The sequence below is a fragment of the Halolamina salina genome (genome assembly GCF_054653455.1).
The window spans coordinates 1,716,582-1,731,845 of the sequence record NZ_BAAIGE010000002.1 but is presented as its reverse complement, the minus strand read 5'-3'; the positions used below and the strand labels follow the sequence as shown (position 1 = coordinate 1,731,845).

Genomic DNA, 15,264 nt, shown 5'->3' with positions numbered 1-15,264 from the left:
TTTCCCTCTCCGTTCCAGCCCGATTAGCGACGCACGGACGGTCAGCGGATCGCGTACGCGGCTCCGACGCCGGCCGGCTAACTGAACAACTTCTCGCGGCTGATCTGGAGCCTGATGAACGCCGGGATCGCGACCAGCGCGAGCAGGATCTCGGCGCCGCCGGCGAACGCGAACGCGGCGGGGTAGCCGAAGTCGTCGGCGATCACTCCCCCGCCGACGACGCCCGCGAGGAAGCCCAGACTGCCGGCGATGTTGAACCCCCCGAGCGCGACGCCGCGCTCATCGGTGGGGGCGAGATCGACGACCAGCGCCATCGTCGCCGGCGCCATCAGCGCGCCGAGCACCCCGACGGCGACCATCCCGAACTGGACCGCCAGTAGCGCGTCGGCTCGGGCGGGGAACGCGCCCTCCGCGGCGCCGATACCCAGCACGACGATCCCGTAGAACGCCGACCCGGCGACGATCGGGGCGGTGCGGCCGAAGCGGTCCGAGAGCCGACCGAAGGGGTACTGGAGCAGGCCGAACGGGGCGAAAAAGAGCGCGAGCGTGATCCCGGTCTCGGCGGGCGAGAGTTCGAAGGCGGTCCGGAAGTAGACGGTGCCGACCAGCGCGAAGAAGCCCGCAGTCATGCGGTCGGCGAAGCCGAACGCGAACGGCACGGCGAGCGAGGGCGTGCGACGGAGCGCACCCAGCGCCTCGCGGACGCCCTCGTGCTCGCCGGTGGGCGCGCGGTCCGAGACCACGAGCGTCGCCGCGCCGACGAGCGTCAGCAGCCCGGCACCGGTCCAGAGCGGCACGAACGCGCCGATCGAGTAGAGCTGCCCGCCCAGCGGCGCGCCGAGCGCGGTCCCGAGGCCAATCGCGATCCCGGCGGCGCCCATGTTCCGGCCGTTCCCCTCGCCGAGGTCGGCGAGCATCGACATCGCCAACGAGAACGCGCCGACGGTGGCGGCGCCCTGCAGGAACCGGACGACGAGCACGAGCCACATCGCCGGCTCCGTTGGTCCGAGCAGTCCGAGCACGCCGTACCCCAGCGCGCCCGACACGGCGCCGGCGGCGACGAAGGGGATACGCCGTCCCACGCTGTCGCTCGCGGCGCCCCAGACGCCGGCGGCGAGCGCGAACGCGGCGAACTCCGCGGCGAGGAACCACGTGCTCGCGTCGAGGTAGTTCCCGCTGCCCAGCCCCATCGCGGCCACGAGCCGATCCACCCCCGGGTACAGCAGCGTCTGGGAGAGCATCACCGCCCAGACGACGAGGGCGAGCGCGGTCCGGTCGCGGGAGGACACGGGCGCCCGTTGGAACTCCGACGGCTTCGGCGTTCCGGGTTCGACCGGCGGTCGGGGGGACCCCTCGAAGGGCCGGGCTTAAGTCCCTCCCTCACGGAGTCGGAGGCGATGAGGACGGTATCGGTCGCCAACCGGCGGTGGTCGCCGTGAGCGTCGATCAGCAGGTCGGCTCGGACCACCAGCTCGCCCGACTCCTCCAGATCGGCGTGGTGCTGGAGGAAGTCGTCGAAGCGCGCGCGTATCGACACTACCAGAGCCTCGCGGAGGAGGACCGCGACCTCGAAGCCGACGTGGAGGCGCTGCTCGAGGACGCCGCCAAGGAGTCGGCCCGTCACCGCGAGCGGCTGGAGGAGCTGGTGGACGAACTCGACGCCGACTCGATCCCCTTCGAGGACGTCGAGACGCTGGTCGAGGCGCGCTACGGCCGCACCAAGCCCGAGGACTTCGACGGCGTACTGTACGACCAGCTCTGTAACGAGGAGACGGCCTACAAGTTCTACGACGACCTGATAGACGCCATCGAGGCCAGCGACGCCGCGTTCACGCTTGATCGCGACCGCGTGCTCTCCGTGCTAACGGAGATCCGCGACGAGGAGGCCGAGGGCGTCGAGGAGGTCACCCGGATCATGGAGGCTCGCGAATGAACACGGCCAATCAGTACCTGAAAGCCATCTACCTGGTCCAGCGCATGGACGACGGCCCCGCGGCGACGGGCCGTGTCGCCGACTCGCTCGACGTGAGCCCCGCCAGCGCCAACGAGATGATCGGGAAGCTGGAGGACCGCGGGCTCGCCGAACACGAGAAGTACAAGGGCGTCTCGCTCACCGACGAGGGGATCGCCCGCGCCGAGAGCGCGCTCCAGACGTACTGCATCATCGAGCGCTTCCTCGCGAACGTCCTCGGCGTCGAGGAGTTCCGCGACGAGGCCCAACAGCTCGAGCCCGTCATCGACGAGACGGTCGCCGAGCGACTGGATACGATCATCGACCGGGAGGACCAGTGCCCGGACTGCTTCGACGCCGAGGCCGACGCGTGCTGTCACCTCGCGGGGACGTGTGGCGAGGAGGCGTCTGACTGAGGGGAACGGTAATACTCTTGTACGGCGGCCCGCTTTCTCCGGATGCAGTTCCGTGGTGTAGTGGCCAATCATATGGGCCTTTGGAGCCCATGACGGCGGTTCGAATCCGCCCGGAACTATAAACATTCTAACAGTTTGCTGAGGCTCCGGTAACACCCACGTCAGCGCGCACTCAAGTCCCTCCAGCGCCTACGTAGCGTATGGCTGACCCAACACCGACGCCGGGGATCCACCACGTCACCTGCGTCGCCGGCGACCCGCAGCGCAACATGGATTTCTGGGCCGAGACGCTCGGCCTCCGCCTCGTGAAGCGCTCGATCAATCAGGACGATCCGAGCACGTACCACTTCTTCTTCGGCGACGCCGAGGGGACGCCCGGGACGAGCATGACGTTCTTCCCGTGGGAGGACCTCCCGCAGGGAAAGGTCGGCTCCGGGCAGGTCTCCCGGGTGGCGTTCCGCGTCCCCGAGGGGAGCCTCGACTACTGGGCGGAGCGCTTCGACGAGCACGGCGTCGACTACGACGACCGCGTCGAGCGGTTCGGCGAAACCGTCCTGCCGTTCCGCGACCCCGACGGCCTCCCCGTCGAACTGGTCGAAACCGAGATCGGCGACGACGACCCGACGACCGCGTGGACCGAGTTCGTCCCCGCCGACGCCGCGATCCGCGGCTTCCACTCGGTGACGCTGTGGCTCGCCGACCCCGACCCGACCGAGGAGCTACTGGAGACGATGGGGTTCGACCGCGTCGGCACCGAGCAGGCCGCGGGCAACACGCCCGGCGACGAACGAACTCGCTTCGCCGCCGAGGGACCGATCGGAAAGTACGTCGACGTGCTGCCGACGATTCAGGGCGGTCGCAACGGCCACGGGACCGTCCACCACGTCGCGTTCCAGACGCCGACCGACGAGGATCAGGAGTCGATGCGCAAAGCGGTCCGATCGCGCGGGCTCAACCCCACCCAGCAGATCGACCGCCACTGGTTCCGTTCGGTGTACTTCCGTGAACACGCTGGCGTGCTGTTCGAACTCGCGACCAACGGCCCCGGCTACGACAGCGACGAACCGCTCGACGACCTCGGCGGCCGGCTCGTCCTCCCCGGGACGTTCGAGGACCGCCGTGAGGAGATCGAGGCCGGCCTCCCCGACGTGACGGTCCCCGGCGCCGAGCCGGTCGACGCCGACGACTGAGCCGTCCCCGACGACCGCCGTCCGTCGGTTTTCCGACACTGTCTCCTTGGTAGCGACGGCTATCGACCACCGACGTCGCGTTGAAGGAAATTTCTCTTCAAAAGCTGCCTTTGTTCGATAGTTCGGTACTGTTTTCACGTATCGGGGAGAATACGGCTCCACGATGCCGAACCGAACTGCCTCGTTCGCGTGGGGAGCGATCCTGTTCGTGCTGATGGCGCTGGCGATCCCGTGGTTCCTCTGGGGCAACTCGACCGTCGTCGCCGGGCTTCCGCTCTGGCTCTGGTGGCACATCGGCTGGATGGTGCTCGCGTCGCTCGCCTTCGCCGTGTTCACCCAACGAGGTTGGGGAGTCTGGATGGGGGGGTGGTCGGCGTGATCCTCCAGTCCGCGGTGGCGATCCAGATCGGAATCGTCGTCGCTTACCTCCTGCTCGCGCTGGGGGTGGGGCTGGTCGCCTACCGCCTCACCGACCGCACCGCCGAGGACTACTACCTCGCCTCGCGGACGCTCGGTACGGTGGTGCTGCTGTTCACCACGTTCGCCACCCTCCTGTCGGCGTTCACGTTCTTCGCCGGGCCGAACATCGCCTTCGCGTACGGTCCCGAGTGGATCCTCGTGATGGGGCTGATGGACGGCGTGATCTTCGGCGTGCTCTGGTACGTCGTCGGCTACAAGCAGTGGCTCGTCGGCCGCGAGCACGGCTACGTCACGCTGGGCGAGATGCTGGGCGACCGGTTCGGCTCGCCGCTGCTACGCGGCCTCGTCGCCGGCGTCTCGCTGTTCTGGCTGTTTCCGTACGTGATGCTCCAGCAGGTCGGCGCCGGCGGCGCGCTGTCGGCGCTGACGAACGGCGCGGTCCCCTACTGGGCCGGCGCGGGACTCATCACCGCGTTCATGATCGTCTACGTCGTCCTCTCGGGGATGCGCGGCGTCGCGTGGACGGACACGCTCCAAGGGCTGTTCATGCTCACGATGGTCTGGGCGGCGTTCGTCTGGGTTCTCTCCGCCGTCGGCGGGATCGGCGCCGCGACCGACGCGGTGGCGTCGTCGAACCCCGAGTTCCTCTCGCTGGGTGACGGCTCGGCGGCGCCGTCGCTGTTCGGCGGCGGCGTCTACTCGCTGCCGTGGATGCTCTCGCAGGCGATCGGTATCGCGTTCGGCGTCGCGATGTTCCCGCAGGTGAATCAGCGCTTCTTCGTCGCCGACTCCGAGAAGGTGCTGAAGCGCACGATGGCGCTGTGGCCGATCGTCGTACTCCTGCTGTTCGTCCCGGCGTTCATGCTCGGCGCATGGGCGGCCGGCTTGGGCGTCCCGATGCCCGAGAGCGGCAACATCCTCCCCGGACTGCTCGCGGAGTACACGCCGACGTGGTTCGCGGCGCTGGTCGTCGCGGGCGCGATGGCGGCGATGATGTCCTCCTCTGACTCGATGCTGCTGTCGGGGTCGTCGTACTTCACCCGCGACCTCTACCGCCCCTTCGTCGACGCCGACGCGAGCGAGCGCCGCGAGGACCTGATCGCCCGGATCGGCGTCGCCGTCTTCGCGACGCTGGCGTTCCTCGCGAGCCTCTACAACCCCCCGTCGCTGTTCGTGATCGGCGACACAGCCTTCGGCGGGTTCGCCCAGCTCGCCCCGCCGGTGATCGTCGCGCTCTACTGGTCGCGGACGACGCTGTGGGGGATGCTCGCGGGCATTCTCGGCAGCCAGCTGTTCTACACGGTCACGACGTTTACGCCGCCGGCCGGCGAGACGACGACGGTGCTTGGCGTCGTCGTCCCGGGTGTGATGGAGACGTTCGCCGGCTGGTCGTCGTCGGTGGTCGGGATGGTCGTCGGTCTCGTCCTCGTCGTCGGTATCTCCCTCGTCACCGACGCCTCGGTCGCGGAGCGGCCGTCGGTGCTGGCGGGGCCGGCCGACGACTGAACGTCGGGCTCAGTCCCGTCGCCACGCCTCCCGCAGGAACACGAGCACGCCCCCGAGCATCGCGAGGTTGCCGAAGAAGGCGAGCCGCTCGCCGCTGCCGTCCTCCTCGGTCCAGAAGTCGTGCATCGTCGGCGTCACCACCGCGAGGAACGTCGCGGCCGCGCCCGTCGCGAGCCGCGGGAACCGCCAGAGGGCGATCCCCAGCCCCCCGAACAGCATCGTCCCGGAGCCAAGCGGCGCCATCGTCTCGGGCATCGGCACGCCCGCGGACTCGGCGTACTCGACGCTGTCCTCCATGTCCCGGAAGTCCTCACTCGCCTGCAGCGCGAGGCCGAGCCCGAGCGCGATGCGACCCAGCCGCGAGAGCGATCGGTCGTCGTCGGTCATGCGTGGCCGTTTCGACGGAACGGGGAAAAGCGTGGCTGCCGCGACGACGGCGCTCCGGCGTGGATTCGCGGGGCTGGTGCCGAAAACGGTAAGCCGTGATGCATTTCCGAACGTTCATTCTATTTGACGACAAAACGCCGAACGTATGGTAGACGCTACCATCGACGTGATCCACCGCGGCGGGCTGAAGTGTGATCTCAACTATCTGATACAGGGGAACACGCTCGGGAGCCACGACGAGCCCAACCCCGACACCGACTACGAGGAGATCCCGGTGTGGAACCTCGTCATCGACCACCCCGAGGCGACGATCCTGTGGGACACGGGCAACCACGAGGACGCCCTCGACGGCCACTGGCCCGAGGGGCTGAAGCAGGCGTTCTACCCCCACGACGTGCGGGAGCACACGCTCGAGGGCGACCTCGCGGACGCGGGGTACAGCCTCGACGACATCGACGCCGTGTTCCAGACGCACCTCCATCTGGACCACGCCGGCGGGCTGCACCACTTCGACGGCACGGACGTGCCGGTGTACGTCCACGAGAAGGAGCTCAAGTTCGCGTACTACTCCGAGAAGACCGACAAGGGCAGTAGCGCGTACATCCTCGAGGACTTCGACCACGATCTGAACTGGCAGATCATCCACCAGGACCGCGAGAGCCACTTCGAGGACGTGGAGTTCATCCGGCTCCCCGGCCACACCCCAGGGCTGATGGGGACGATGATCCACCTCGACGACCACGGGACGCTCGTGTTCTCGGGCGACGAGATCTACCAGGACGTGAACTACGAGGACGAGGTGCCGCTGGGCGCCGGTCTGCTCTGGGGGAACCAGGAGTGGTTCGAGAGCCTCCAGACGCTGAAGGAGCTCGAACGCTACCACGACGCCGAGGTGGTGTACGGCCACGACCCCGAGCAGTTCGAGGGGATCCGGTCGGGGTGGTCCTGAATGAGCTACCAGCGTTCGGTTTCCGCGGACAGCCGCGAGCTCTCCCCGGAGACGGTCTGGCACATCGACATGCCGGAGATCCGGTTCGGCCGGGACGCGACCGACGAACTCGCGTTCCAACTGCGCGACCTCGGCGTCGAAGGGGCGGCCCGCGGTCTCGTCATCACCGACGAGGGGATCGCCGACGCCGGCCACGCCGACCGCGTCGTCGCCCACCTCGAGGACGACGGCCTCGACGTGGATCTCTACGCCGACAGCGAACGCGAGCCCTCGATCGGGGCAATCGAGGACTGCCTCTCGTTCGTTCGAGACAACACCGACGATGGCTACGACTTCTACGTCGGCCTCGGCGGCGGGAGCTGTATGGACACCGCGAAGGCGACCCGGGCGATCATCGCAAACGGCGGCAGCCCGCTCGACTACATCGCCGAGCCGACGGGTGAGGGCCAGCGCCTCACCGAGTCCGGGCCGCCGCTGGTGCTGCTCCCGACGACGGCCGGCACCGGCGCCGAGATATCGCCGGTCGCGATCCTCTCGGTGCCCGAAAAGGAGATCAAGGAGGCTATCTCGAGCAACCACGTCCGGGCCGACGCCGCCGTGCTCGACCCGACGCTGACGACGACGCTCCCCCCGGAGCTCACCGCCCGGACGGCGATGGACGCGCTCGGCCACGCGATCGAGGGGTACACCACCCACGAGTACGACTCGCTGCTGCGCGCCAGCGACCCGGCCGAGCGCCCCGTCTACGCCGGCCGGACGCCGCTGACCGAGATGTTCTCCGAGAAGGCGATCCGGCTGCTCTCCGGCAGCGTCCGCACCGCCGTCCACAACGGCGACGACCTCGACGCCCGCGAGGACATGCTGCTGGGGGCGCTGTTCGGCGCCATCTCCGGGCTCACCGCCGGCGCGAGTCTCTGTCACGCGATGGCGTATCCGGTCGGCAACAAGTACCACACGTACCACGGCGAGACGATCGCCGTGCTCACCCCCGCGAGCACCATCGACTACAACTCAGCGAGCGACCCCGGCCGGTTCGCCGAGGTCGCGGAGATCTTCGGCGTCGACACCGCGGGGATGACCGACCGCGCGGCCGCCGACGCGCTCAAGCAGGAGTACATCCAGCTCCAGAAAGACCTGAACGTCCTGCCGAGCGGCCTCAACGAACTCGCAGGGATCACCGAAGACGACGTGGACTGGCTGGCCCAGCAGACCGTCGACACGCAGGAACGGCTGCTGCGGTGTAACCCCCGGCCGGTGACGAAGGAGGACGTGGCGGACGTGTTCCGCGACGCGCTGCACAACTGGGAGGAGTGACGAGCCAGTACACACAGCCATGGACGCGATCAACCCCGCGACGGGCGAACGCATCGCGACCTACGAACCGGACTCGGCCGCGGACGTCGAGGACGCGCTGACCCGCGCCGACGAGGCGTTCGACGACTGGCGCGACCGACCGATCCGCGAGCGCGAGGAACTGCTCGCCGACGCCGCCGACGTGCTCCGGGAGAACAAGCGCGACTACGCGGAGCTGATGACCGAGGAGATGGGCAAGCCCATCTCGCAGGCAATTTCGGAGGTCGAGAAGTGCGCGTGGGTCTGTGACCACTACGCCGAGCACGCCAGCGCCTACCTCCAGCCCGACGGCCACCCCAGCCCGCCCGGGGCGGACGTACAGACCGTCTACGAGCCGCTCGGGCCGGTTCTGGCGGTGATGCCGTGGAACTTCCCGTTCTGGCAGGTGTTCCGCTTCGCCGCGCCGTACCTCACCGCCGGCAACGTCGGTCTGCTGAAACACGCCTCGAACGTCCCGGGCTGTGCCGAGGCGATCGAGGACGTGTTCCGTCAGGCGGGCTACCCGGAGGGGGTGTTCCAGACCCTGCTGATCGACTCCGACAGCGTGGACGACGTGCTCGCGGACGACCGCGTGCGCGCGGCGACGCTCACGGGCAGCGGCCCGGCCGGGCGCGCGGTCGCGGCGACGGCCGGCGAGAACCTGAAGAAGACGGTGCTCGAACTCGGCGGCAGCGACCCGTTCGTCGTGCTCGACGACGCCGACCTCGACGAGGCGGCCGAGACAGGGGCGTGGGCGCGCAACCTCAACGGCGGCCAGTCCTGCATCGCCGCCAAGCGGTTCGTCGTCCACACCGACGTGTACGACGCGTTCGTGGATCGACTCGTCGACGAGGTGGAGTCGCTCACGGTGGGCGACCCGACCGACGAGGACACCGAGGTTGGCCCGCAGGCCAGCCCGGACCTGATGGCCGACCTCCACGAGCAGGTACAGCAGTCCGTCGACGCCGGCGCGACCGTGCTGACCGGCGGCGGGCCGATGGACCGTGAGGGCGCGTTCTACGAGCCGACGGTGCTCGCGGACGTGCCCGAGGGCTGCCCCGCCGATAGCGAGGAGCTGTTCGGCCCCGTCGCGGCCGTCTTCGAGGTCGACGACGAGGACGCGGCGATCGAGAAGGCCAACGACACCGAGTTCGGCCTCGGCGCGAGCGTCTGGACTGAGGACCGCGAGCGCGGCCGGCGCGTCGCCCGGCAGATCGACGCCGGCTGTACGTACGTGAACCAGTTGGTGAAGTCCGACCCGCGCGTCCCCTTCGGCGGCGTCGGGATCTCCGGCTACGGCCGCGAGCTCTCCGAGGCCGGGATCAAGGAGTTCGTCAACCGAAAGACGCTCTGGGTGGAGTAGTCGGCTCGGGGAAGTCAGTGGGGCGGCTCTCCCGCCTGTCCCCTCAGTCGAGTTCGAACGTGATCCGTTCCTCGTCGCTTCCTTTCGTCTCCCGGCCAGTCACGGTCACCTCGCCGATCTCCTCGGTGTTCTCGACGTGGGTGCCCGCACAGGCGGTGCGGTCGAACGGCTCGTCCCCGTCGTCGGTGCCGCCGATCTCGACGATCCGGATCTCGGTGATCGAGTCCGGCAGCAGCGAGAGCCGCGTCCGTTCGGGGTCGAGCTCTTCCTCGGCGGTGTCGCGGTCCAGCACGTACCAATCGACGGGGCGAGCCTGCTCGACGAGTTCGTTCATCCGGTCCTCGACGTGTTCGAGCTCGTCGTCGTGGAAGCGCTCGTAGGCGCAGTCGAGCGTCGCCTTGTGCGCCCGGACTTGGTTCCCGGTCGTCTCGGCGTCGTACTCGTTCAGCAGCAGCGCCGACAGCAGATGCTGAGCCGTGTGGTAGCGCATGTGGCTGTACCGGCGCTCCCAGTCGAGTTCGCCAGTGACCGTCGAGCCGGCCGCCGGGAGTTCCTCGTCGGCGACGCCGTCGCCCGGTTCGAGGTAGTGGTGGATCCCGTCGTGTTTCTGTACGTCGACGACGCGCCACTCGCGGCCGTCTTCGGTGCTGATCGTACCGTGGTCGGCGGGCTGACCCCCGCCCTCGGGGTAGAAGTGGGTCCGGTCGAGCACGACGCGGTCGTCGCTGACGGTCCGTTCGACGGTCGCCTCGAAGGCGTCGACGGTGGAGTCCTCGAGGTAGAGTTGCTCGGTCATGTGGCCCGGAAGCACCTCGGGCTACCTAACGGTTCGGACCGCGGGGGCGGCCACGACTGCGGGTCGGCGTCGGTGGCAGACGGCGTCGGGAATCCACGAGACGGCGTGTTTGCCCGTCCCGCAACGACTAAGAGCGAAACGGCCGTCCTCTCTGGTAATGAAACACGAACGTCGTACGACCGAACCCGGGGGACCAGCATGGGCGTCGAGATAAGGGACGCGCCCGTCTCCGCCGAGGAGTTCGCCGCGATGGAGGAGTTCGTCCACGACTACCTCGCCGCCAGCGTCGAGAGCGAGGACGACGGTGGGCGGATGCGCTGGTACCCGTGGCACTCCGCGGAGTACCGCTTCAACCACATCCGCAACGTCGTCGAGATCGCGAGCGAGATCGCGTCGGCGGAGGGCGCGAACGTCCACGTCGTCCGCGTCGCCGCCGTGTTCCACGACGTGGCCAAGCTCGAGGCCGAACAGGACCGGCACGCCGAGGCCGGCGCCCGCGTGGCCCGCGAGTACCTCCAGAGCCGGGGCGAGTTCCCCGACTCCTTCATCGACGAGGTCTGCAACGTCGTCGCGGACCACTCCTACCAGGGGCCGCTCTCGGACGTCTCCCTCGAGACGCAGTGTCTGATCGAGGGCGACGTGCTGGACAAGGTCGGCGCCAACGGCACCGTCCTCATGCTCCTCCGGATGGGGTACGAGGCCCGTACGCACATGGACGCCGCGGAGATGGTCGACCGCGTGCTCGAACGCGGGCAGGAGCACTGCGACCGCGTCGAGAGCGACACCGCCGAGTCGATCGGTCACCAGCGGCTCAAGCGCGTGAAGTGGTTCCGCGAGTGGCTGGAGGAGGAGGTCGCCGGCATCAGCGCGGAGAGCCGGGAGATGGAGTTCTGAGCGGGACACGCGCTCTCGAACGGAGAAAGCACTTACCCGCGGCGAGCGAACGCGCCGTCGATGTCCCCACACTCGCGGCGCGCCCTCCTCGCCAGCCTCGGGACGGCCGCCGTCGCTGGCTGTCTCGACGGCGGTGAAACGCCGACGGCGTCGACGCCGGTGAGTGAAACCGACGCCCCGACCGACTCGGCCTCGCCTGCGCCGGACCCGCCCGACAGCGTCGACTCGACGTGGCGGATGCCCGGCTGTGACCCCGGGTTCAGCAACGCCACCGACGCCGTCGGCCCCACGGCGGCGGTCGGCGAACTCTGGCGGTTCGTCGACGACGCCGCGCTCTCGGCGCCGACCGTCGCGTACGGCTCGGTGTACGTCGGGACGGCCGACGGCGACGTGGTCGCGCTCGACGCCCGATCCAGCGAGGAGCGCTGGCGGCGGTCGGTCGGCGAGACGGCGTTCACCCCCCGGATCGTCTCGGGCACGCTCTACGTGCCGACGGACGCGGGCATCGTCGCGCTGGGCGCCAACGGGACCGAGCAGTGGCGGATCGACACGCCGGGGCGGGACGACTCGACGGACGACAGCGCGCTCCCGCCCCGAGTGAGCGTTCTCGCGACCGGCGACAGCCTCTACTGGATCCAACTGGACGACGAAGGGGCGAATCCGACCGTCGTCGCCGACGCGCTCGCCGACGGGAGCGAACGCTGGCGGACCGAGATCGCGGAGCCGTGGACGCGCCGGCTGTTCGCCAGCCGCGACACCGTGTTCGTCCCCAGCGGCACCGAGGGGGGCCGCGCGTGGCGGCTCGCCACCGACGACGGCGACCGCCTGACCGACCCCGATCAGGGGCACGACTTCCCGGCGGAACGGCTCTACCGCGACGGGACGGTGTACTCGACCGAGCCGTTCTTCGGCGGCGCCTCGGCGACAGCCGTCGACGACGGCGGACAGAGCTGGGACACCGGGGTTCCGCCCGGAAAACACCACGTGAGCGCCGGCCCGGACCGCCTCTACGTCGGCGTCTCGGGCCGGGACGAAACGGGCCTGTACGCGCTCTCGACCAGCGACGGCAGCGAGGCGTGGGACGTGTCCGTGACGCCGACCGCCCGGCCCGTGGTCGCCGACGAGGCGGTGTTGGTCCACGGCGAGGACGCGCTCCACTGCTTCGACCCGACGGACGGGACCGAACGCTGGTCGCGGCCGAACGACGAGATCGGCACGACGATGGCCGTCGCCGACGACCTGCTGTTCGCGTCCGACCGGGAGACGCTCCGAGCGTTCCGCCCGCGGTGAGGGGCGGGCCGCTCAGAGCGTGTCCAACACGTCGAGCACCGCCTCCTCGTTCTCACGGCCCGGATCGTGCTCGCTCCCGTCGCGGTCGGAGTCGCGGTGTTCCGCGACGGTTCGAGCCATCGCTTCCTCGAGCGGCGTCGACTCCCAGCCGAGGTCGGCGAGCTTCTCGGTCGCGAGGAGGTGCGGGTAGTCGCGGTAGAGCACGAAGTCCTCGGGCGCCAGCCCCGCGGCCGCGAGTTCGCGCTCGCCGGCGTGGACGACCTCGACCTCGGTGTCCATCGCGTCGGCGATCAGTTCGAGCATCTCCTCTAAGGTGACCGCCCGGCGGTCGCCGACGTTGTAGAACTCCCCGGGCTCGCCCTCTTCGGCGACGATCCGGAGCGCGCTGGCCACGTCCTCGACGTACGCGCGATGCCAGAGGTTCTGCCCGTCGCCGGGGACGACCACGCGGTCGTGGGTGTCGACGCGGTCGAGCCAGTAGTCCATCCGCTCGGTGTAGTCGTACGGCCCGTAGACGATGCAGGGCCGGACGGACATCGCGTTCACGCCCTCTTCGGCGGCCGCGACGATCTCCCGGTCGCCCTCGGCCTTGCGGTTGCCGTAGGTGTCCCCGGAGTCGTCGACGGCCTGCTCCTCGGTGCAGGGCCGCATCGGCGTCGAGTCCTCGCGTTTGGGGATCTCCTCCGCGCCGTAGGCGTCGCCCGAGGAGATGTAGACGTAGCCGTCCACGTCCGCGAACACGTCGGTCGCGATCGCCACGTCCGCGGGGTAGTACGCGACGCAGTCGATCACGATGTCTGGCTCGACGGAGAGTTTGGCAGCTTTGAGGTCGGTGTCGTCCCGCCGGTCGCCCTCGACGTGGTCGACGCCCTCGCGGTCGGCGAAGGGGTTGTCGTGGTTGCCGCGGTTGAAGATCGTGACGTGGTAGCCGTGATCGAGCAGTTCCTCAACGGTGTGGCGGCCGACGAACCGGGTGCCGCCGATCACGAGCGCGGTGTCGGACATGCGTCGGCGTTGGTGGGGGGAAAGGAAAGCGTCCCGGAAGCCGGCCATTCGTTCGCTCGGTTCGGCGGGGCGGTCACCCCCACTGGCCTCAGTCGCTTCGAACCGACGACCGTCGCCGTTTTCTTGGTTCGTGCTACCGAACAACAGATTCATGAGCGGAAACACGTACACGCTGGTCGTCCGGGAGGCCAGCAACCACGACGCCGTCGACGTCGACGTCCTCGACGAGGACGGGTTCGTCGAGACGGCCAGACAGTTCAGCTACGGGGACTACGGCGTCCGCACCGACCGCGAGGACGACCGACCGGACCGCATCGAGGAGGAGTTCACGGTCGAGGCCGGCAGCGTCGACGTCCGACTCGACAGGGACGGCCACACGTTCGCGTTCCGGGCGGTCGTCGATGGCGAGGAGGCCGCCCGCGTCGAGGTGTCCGACGCCGACTGGGACTTGCACACCTGAAGAGGTCCCGCCCGATCGGAGGTCCCGCCGGCTCAGACGCCCTGTCCCATCAGGTGGCTCCTGAGCACGTCCGGCGCCTTCGTCGCCGCCTCGGTGTTCAGGACGACCGCCTCGTCGTCCTCGCCGAGCGTGCCGTCCTCGGCGAGCGCCCACAGCCCCGCCGCGGCGACGCCGCCGGCCAGCCCCACCTCGACCGTCTCCGTCGACGCCACCGCGACCGCGCTCTCCAGCGCGTCGGCGTCCTCGACGGTCAGCGCCTCGCCGTCGACCTCCTCGAGCGCGGCGAGCGCGAGGTCGCCGCCCGGCGGGTCCGCGACTTCGAGTTCGCCGACGATCGTGTCCGGCGTCTCCCACGGCTCGGTCGCGATCGTTCCCGCCTCCCACGCCGCCGCGATCGGCGCGCAGCCGGCCGCCTGCACCGCGTACACCGTCGGTAGTTCGTCGATCAGGCCGAGTTCCCGACACTCTTGCAGGCCGTCGACGACGCCGACGACCAGTTCGCCCGTTCCCGCGGGGAGCACGACGGCGTCCGGCGTCTCCCAGCCGCGATCCGCGAGCAGTTCGTAGGCGACCGTCTTCAGCCCGTCGTGGCGGAACGGCGAGGCGAACGCGCCCAGATCGACGTACTCCGACTGGAGTTCCTCGGCGAGCGCGTCGACGGCGTCGCCGAGCCGCCCGGGGACGACCTTCATCTCGCCGCCGTGGACGTTCACCATCGCCTTGTTCGAGAACGGCGAGCGCGTCGGCACGAACGCGTACGAGCGGAGGTCGACCTGCCCGGCGTAGGCCGCCATCGACTGGCCGGCGTTGCCCGGCGACGCGCAGGCGACGAGATCCGCGCCGGCGGCGTCGGCGGCGGTCACGGCCGCGGAGAGGCCGCGGTCCAGCACCGACCCCGTGGGGTTGCGCGCCTCGTCTTTGATCTCGACGCCCGCGAGGCCGAGTTCGTCGGCGACTCTGGGGGCGTCGACGCTCGGGGTGCCGCCCTCCGCGGCCGAGAGCGCGGATTCGGCCGGGAACGGGAGCACGGCGTCGCGATCCCACGCCCGCAGACCGGTGCGGACCGCCTCGGTTTCCACGCGGTCGAGGTCGTACTCCGGCACGCGCGGCGCGCCACACTCCGGACACGGGCCGGCGCCGGCGATCGATTCTGGGTCTGCGTCGTCGACCTCGAGGCTGGCGTCGCAGTCGGTGCAGGCGAGTCCGACGAACGCGTCGCTGAACATGGCCGGGGGAACGAACGGCGTCGGGAAGGAACTGCCGGAACGTCGCCGCCGCTCGGCGACTCCGGCAGGCCTTTAGCCG

16 protein-coding genes and 1 tRNA gene are annotated in these 15,264 nt (G+C 69.6%); 12 read left to right on the top strand and 5 right to left on the bottom strand.

The genetic code is table 11. The features are described from left to right. Positions 1-77 precede the first annotated feature (77 nt). Positions 78-1,289 (bottom strand): MFS transporter, encoded by a 1,212-nt coding sequence (locus ACYQZ5_RS09335; RefSeq protein WP_379818077.1) that lies wholly within the window; start codon positions 1,287-1,289, stop codon positions 78-80. A gap of 146 nt (positions 1,290-1,435) precedes the next feature. Here ACYQZ5_RS09335 and ACYQZ5_RS09330 point away from each other — a divergent pair, with 146 nt between their 5' ends. From ACYQZ5_RS09330 to ACYQZ5_RS09305, 6 genes are all read left to right on the top strand, one after another. After that, positions 1,436-1,933 carry a ferritin family protein gene (locus ACYQZ5_RS09330; RefSeq protein ID WP_379731284.1) on the top strand — a complete coding sequence of 166 codons (498 nt, stop codon included), beginning with the start codon at positions 1,436-1,438 and terminating at the stop codon, positions 1,931-1,933. After that, positions 1,930-2,367 carry a metal-dependent transcriptional regulator gene (locus ACYQZ5_RS09325; RefSeq protein ID WP_379731282.1) on the top strand — a complete coding sequence of 146 codons (438 nt, stop codon included), beginning with the start codon at positions 1,930-1,932 and terminating at the stop codon, positions 2,365-2,367. The genes ACYQZ5_RS09330 and ACYQZ5_RS09325 overlap by 4 nt, the downstream gene beginning before the upstream one ends. A 46-nt stretch (positions 2,368-2,413) precedes the next feature. Then, positions 2,414-2,486, top strand: a tRNA-Gln gene (locus ACYQZ5_RS09320). Between the two features lie 81 nt (positions 2,487-2,567). Next, on the top strand, positions 2,568-3,557 hold the full coding sequence (locus ACYQZ5_RS09315) for a ring-cleaving dioxygenase (protein WP_379731281.1): 990 nt from the start codon (positions 2,568-2,570) through the stop codon (positions 3,555-3,557). Between the two features lie 163 nt (positions 3,558-3,720). Further along, entirely contained in the window at positions 3,721-3,936 is a 216-nt protein-coding gene (locus tag ACYQZ5_RS09310; protein ID WP_379731280.1) for a DUF3311 domain-containing protein, read from the top strand. Beyond that, positions 3,924-5,483, top strand: coding sequence for a sodium:solute symporter family protein (locus ACYQZ5_RS09305; protein ID WP_379731285.1), 1,560 nt, complete (start codon positions 3,924-3,926; stop codon positions 5,481-5,483). Before ACYQZ5_RS09310 ends, ACYQZ5_RS09305 begins: the two co-directional genes overlap by 13 nt. A gap of 9 nt (positions 5,484-5,492) precedes the next feature. On the opposite strand, the gene ACYQZ5_RS09300 is transcribed toward ACYQZ5_RS09305, so the two are convergent. After that, positions 5,493-5,870 carry a DoxX family protein gene (locus ACYQZ5_RS09300; protein WP_379731279.1) on the bottom strand — a complete coding sequence of 126 codons (378 nt, stop codon included), beginning with the start codon at positions 5,868-5,870 and terminating at the stop codon, positions 5,493-5,495. A 145-nt stretch (positions 5,871-6,015) separates the two neighbouring features. Here ACYQZ5_RS09300 and ACYQZ5_RS09295 point away from each other — a divergent pair, with 145 nt between their 5' ends. From ACYQZ5_RS09295 to ACYQZ5_RS09285, 3 genes are read left to right on the top strand one after another with little or no spacing between them, the layout of a single operon-like run. Next, the gene (locus tag ACYQZ5_RS09295) at positions 6,016-6,819 is read left to right on the top strand and encodes an N-acyl homoserine lactonase family protein (RefSeq protein ID WP_379731278.1); all 804 of its coding nucleotides are present in this window, start codon (positions 6,016-6,018) and stop codon (positions 6,817-6,819) included. Then, entirely contained in the window at positions 6,820-8,133 is a 1,314-nt protein-coding gene (locus tag ACYQZ5_RS09290) for a hydroxyacid-oxoacid transhydrogenase (protein ID WP_379731277.1), read from the top strand. Between the two features lie 19 nt (positions 8,134-8,152). Then, on the top strand, positions 8,153-9,514 hold the full coding sequence (locus tag ACYQZ5_RS09285; protein ID WP_459845945.1) for an NAD-dependent succinate-semialdehyde dehydrogenase: 1,362 nt from the start codon (positions 8,153-8,155) through the stop codon (positions 9,512-9,514). A gap of 43 nt (positions 9,515-9,557) precedes the next feature. Here ACYQZ5_RS09285 and ACYQZ5_RS09280 read toward each other — a convergent pair whose 3' ends face one another. After that, entirely contained in the window at positions 9,558-10,310 is a 753-nt protein-coding gene (locus tag ACYQZ5_RS09280) for an alanine--tRNA ligase-related protein (RefSeq protein ID WP_379732416.1), read from the bottom strand. A 198-nt stretch (positions 10,311-10,508) separates the two neighbouring features. On the opposite strand from ACYQZ5_RS09280, the gene ACYQZ5_RS09275 reads away from it, so the two are divergent. Then, positions 10,509-11,204, top strand: a complete 696-nt coding sequence (locus tag ACYQZ5_RS09275) for an HD domain-containing protein (protein ID WP_379732415.1) — start codon at positions 10,509-10,511, stop codon at positions 11,202-11,204. Between the two features lie 60 nt (positions 11,205-11,264). After that, positions 11,265-12,494, top strand: coding sequence for an outer membrane protein assembly factor BamB family protein (locus ACYQZ5_RS09270; RefSeq protein WP_459845943.1), 1,230 nt, complete (start codon positions 11,265-11,267; stop codon positions 12,492-12,494). A 12-nt stretch (positions 12,495-12,506) separates the two neighbouring features. Here ACYQZ5_RS09270 and ACYQZ5_RS09265 read toward each other — a convergent pair whose 3' ends face one another. Continuing rightward, the gene (locus tag ACYQZ5_RS09265; RefSeq protein WP_379732446.1) at positions 12,507-13,499 is read right to left on the bottom strand and encodes an NAD-dependent epimerase/dehydratase family protein; all 993 of its coding nucleotides are present in this window, start codon (positions 13,497-13,499) and stop codon (positions 12,507-12,509) included. Positions 13,500-13,650: 151 nt separating this feature from the next. Here ACYQZ5_RS09265 and ACYQZ5_RS09260 point away from each other — a divergent pair, with 151 nt between their 5' ends. Further along, positions 13,651-13,959, top strand: coding sequence for a hypothetical protein (locus tag ACYQZ5_RS09260; RefSeq protein ID WP_379732447.1), 309 nt, complete (start codon positions 13,651-13,653; stop codon positions 13,957-13,959). Positions 13,960-13,991: 32 nt separating this feature from the next. On the opposite strand, the gene ACYQZ5_RS09255 is transcribed toward ACYQZ5_RS09260, so the two are convergent. Continuing rightward, complete coding sequence (locus ACYQZ5_RS09255) at positions 13,992-15,185, bottom strand: pyridoxal-phosphate dependent enzyme (RefSeq protein ID WP_459845939.1); 1,194 nt, start codon at positions 15,183-15,185, stop codon at positions 13,992-13,994. Positions 15,186-15,264 lie beyond the last annotated feature (79 nt).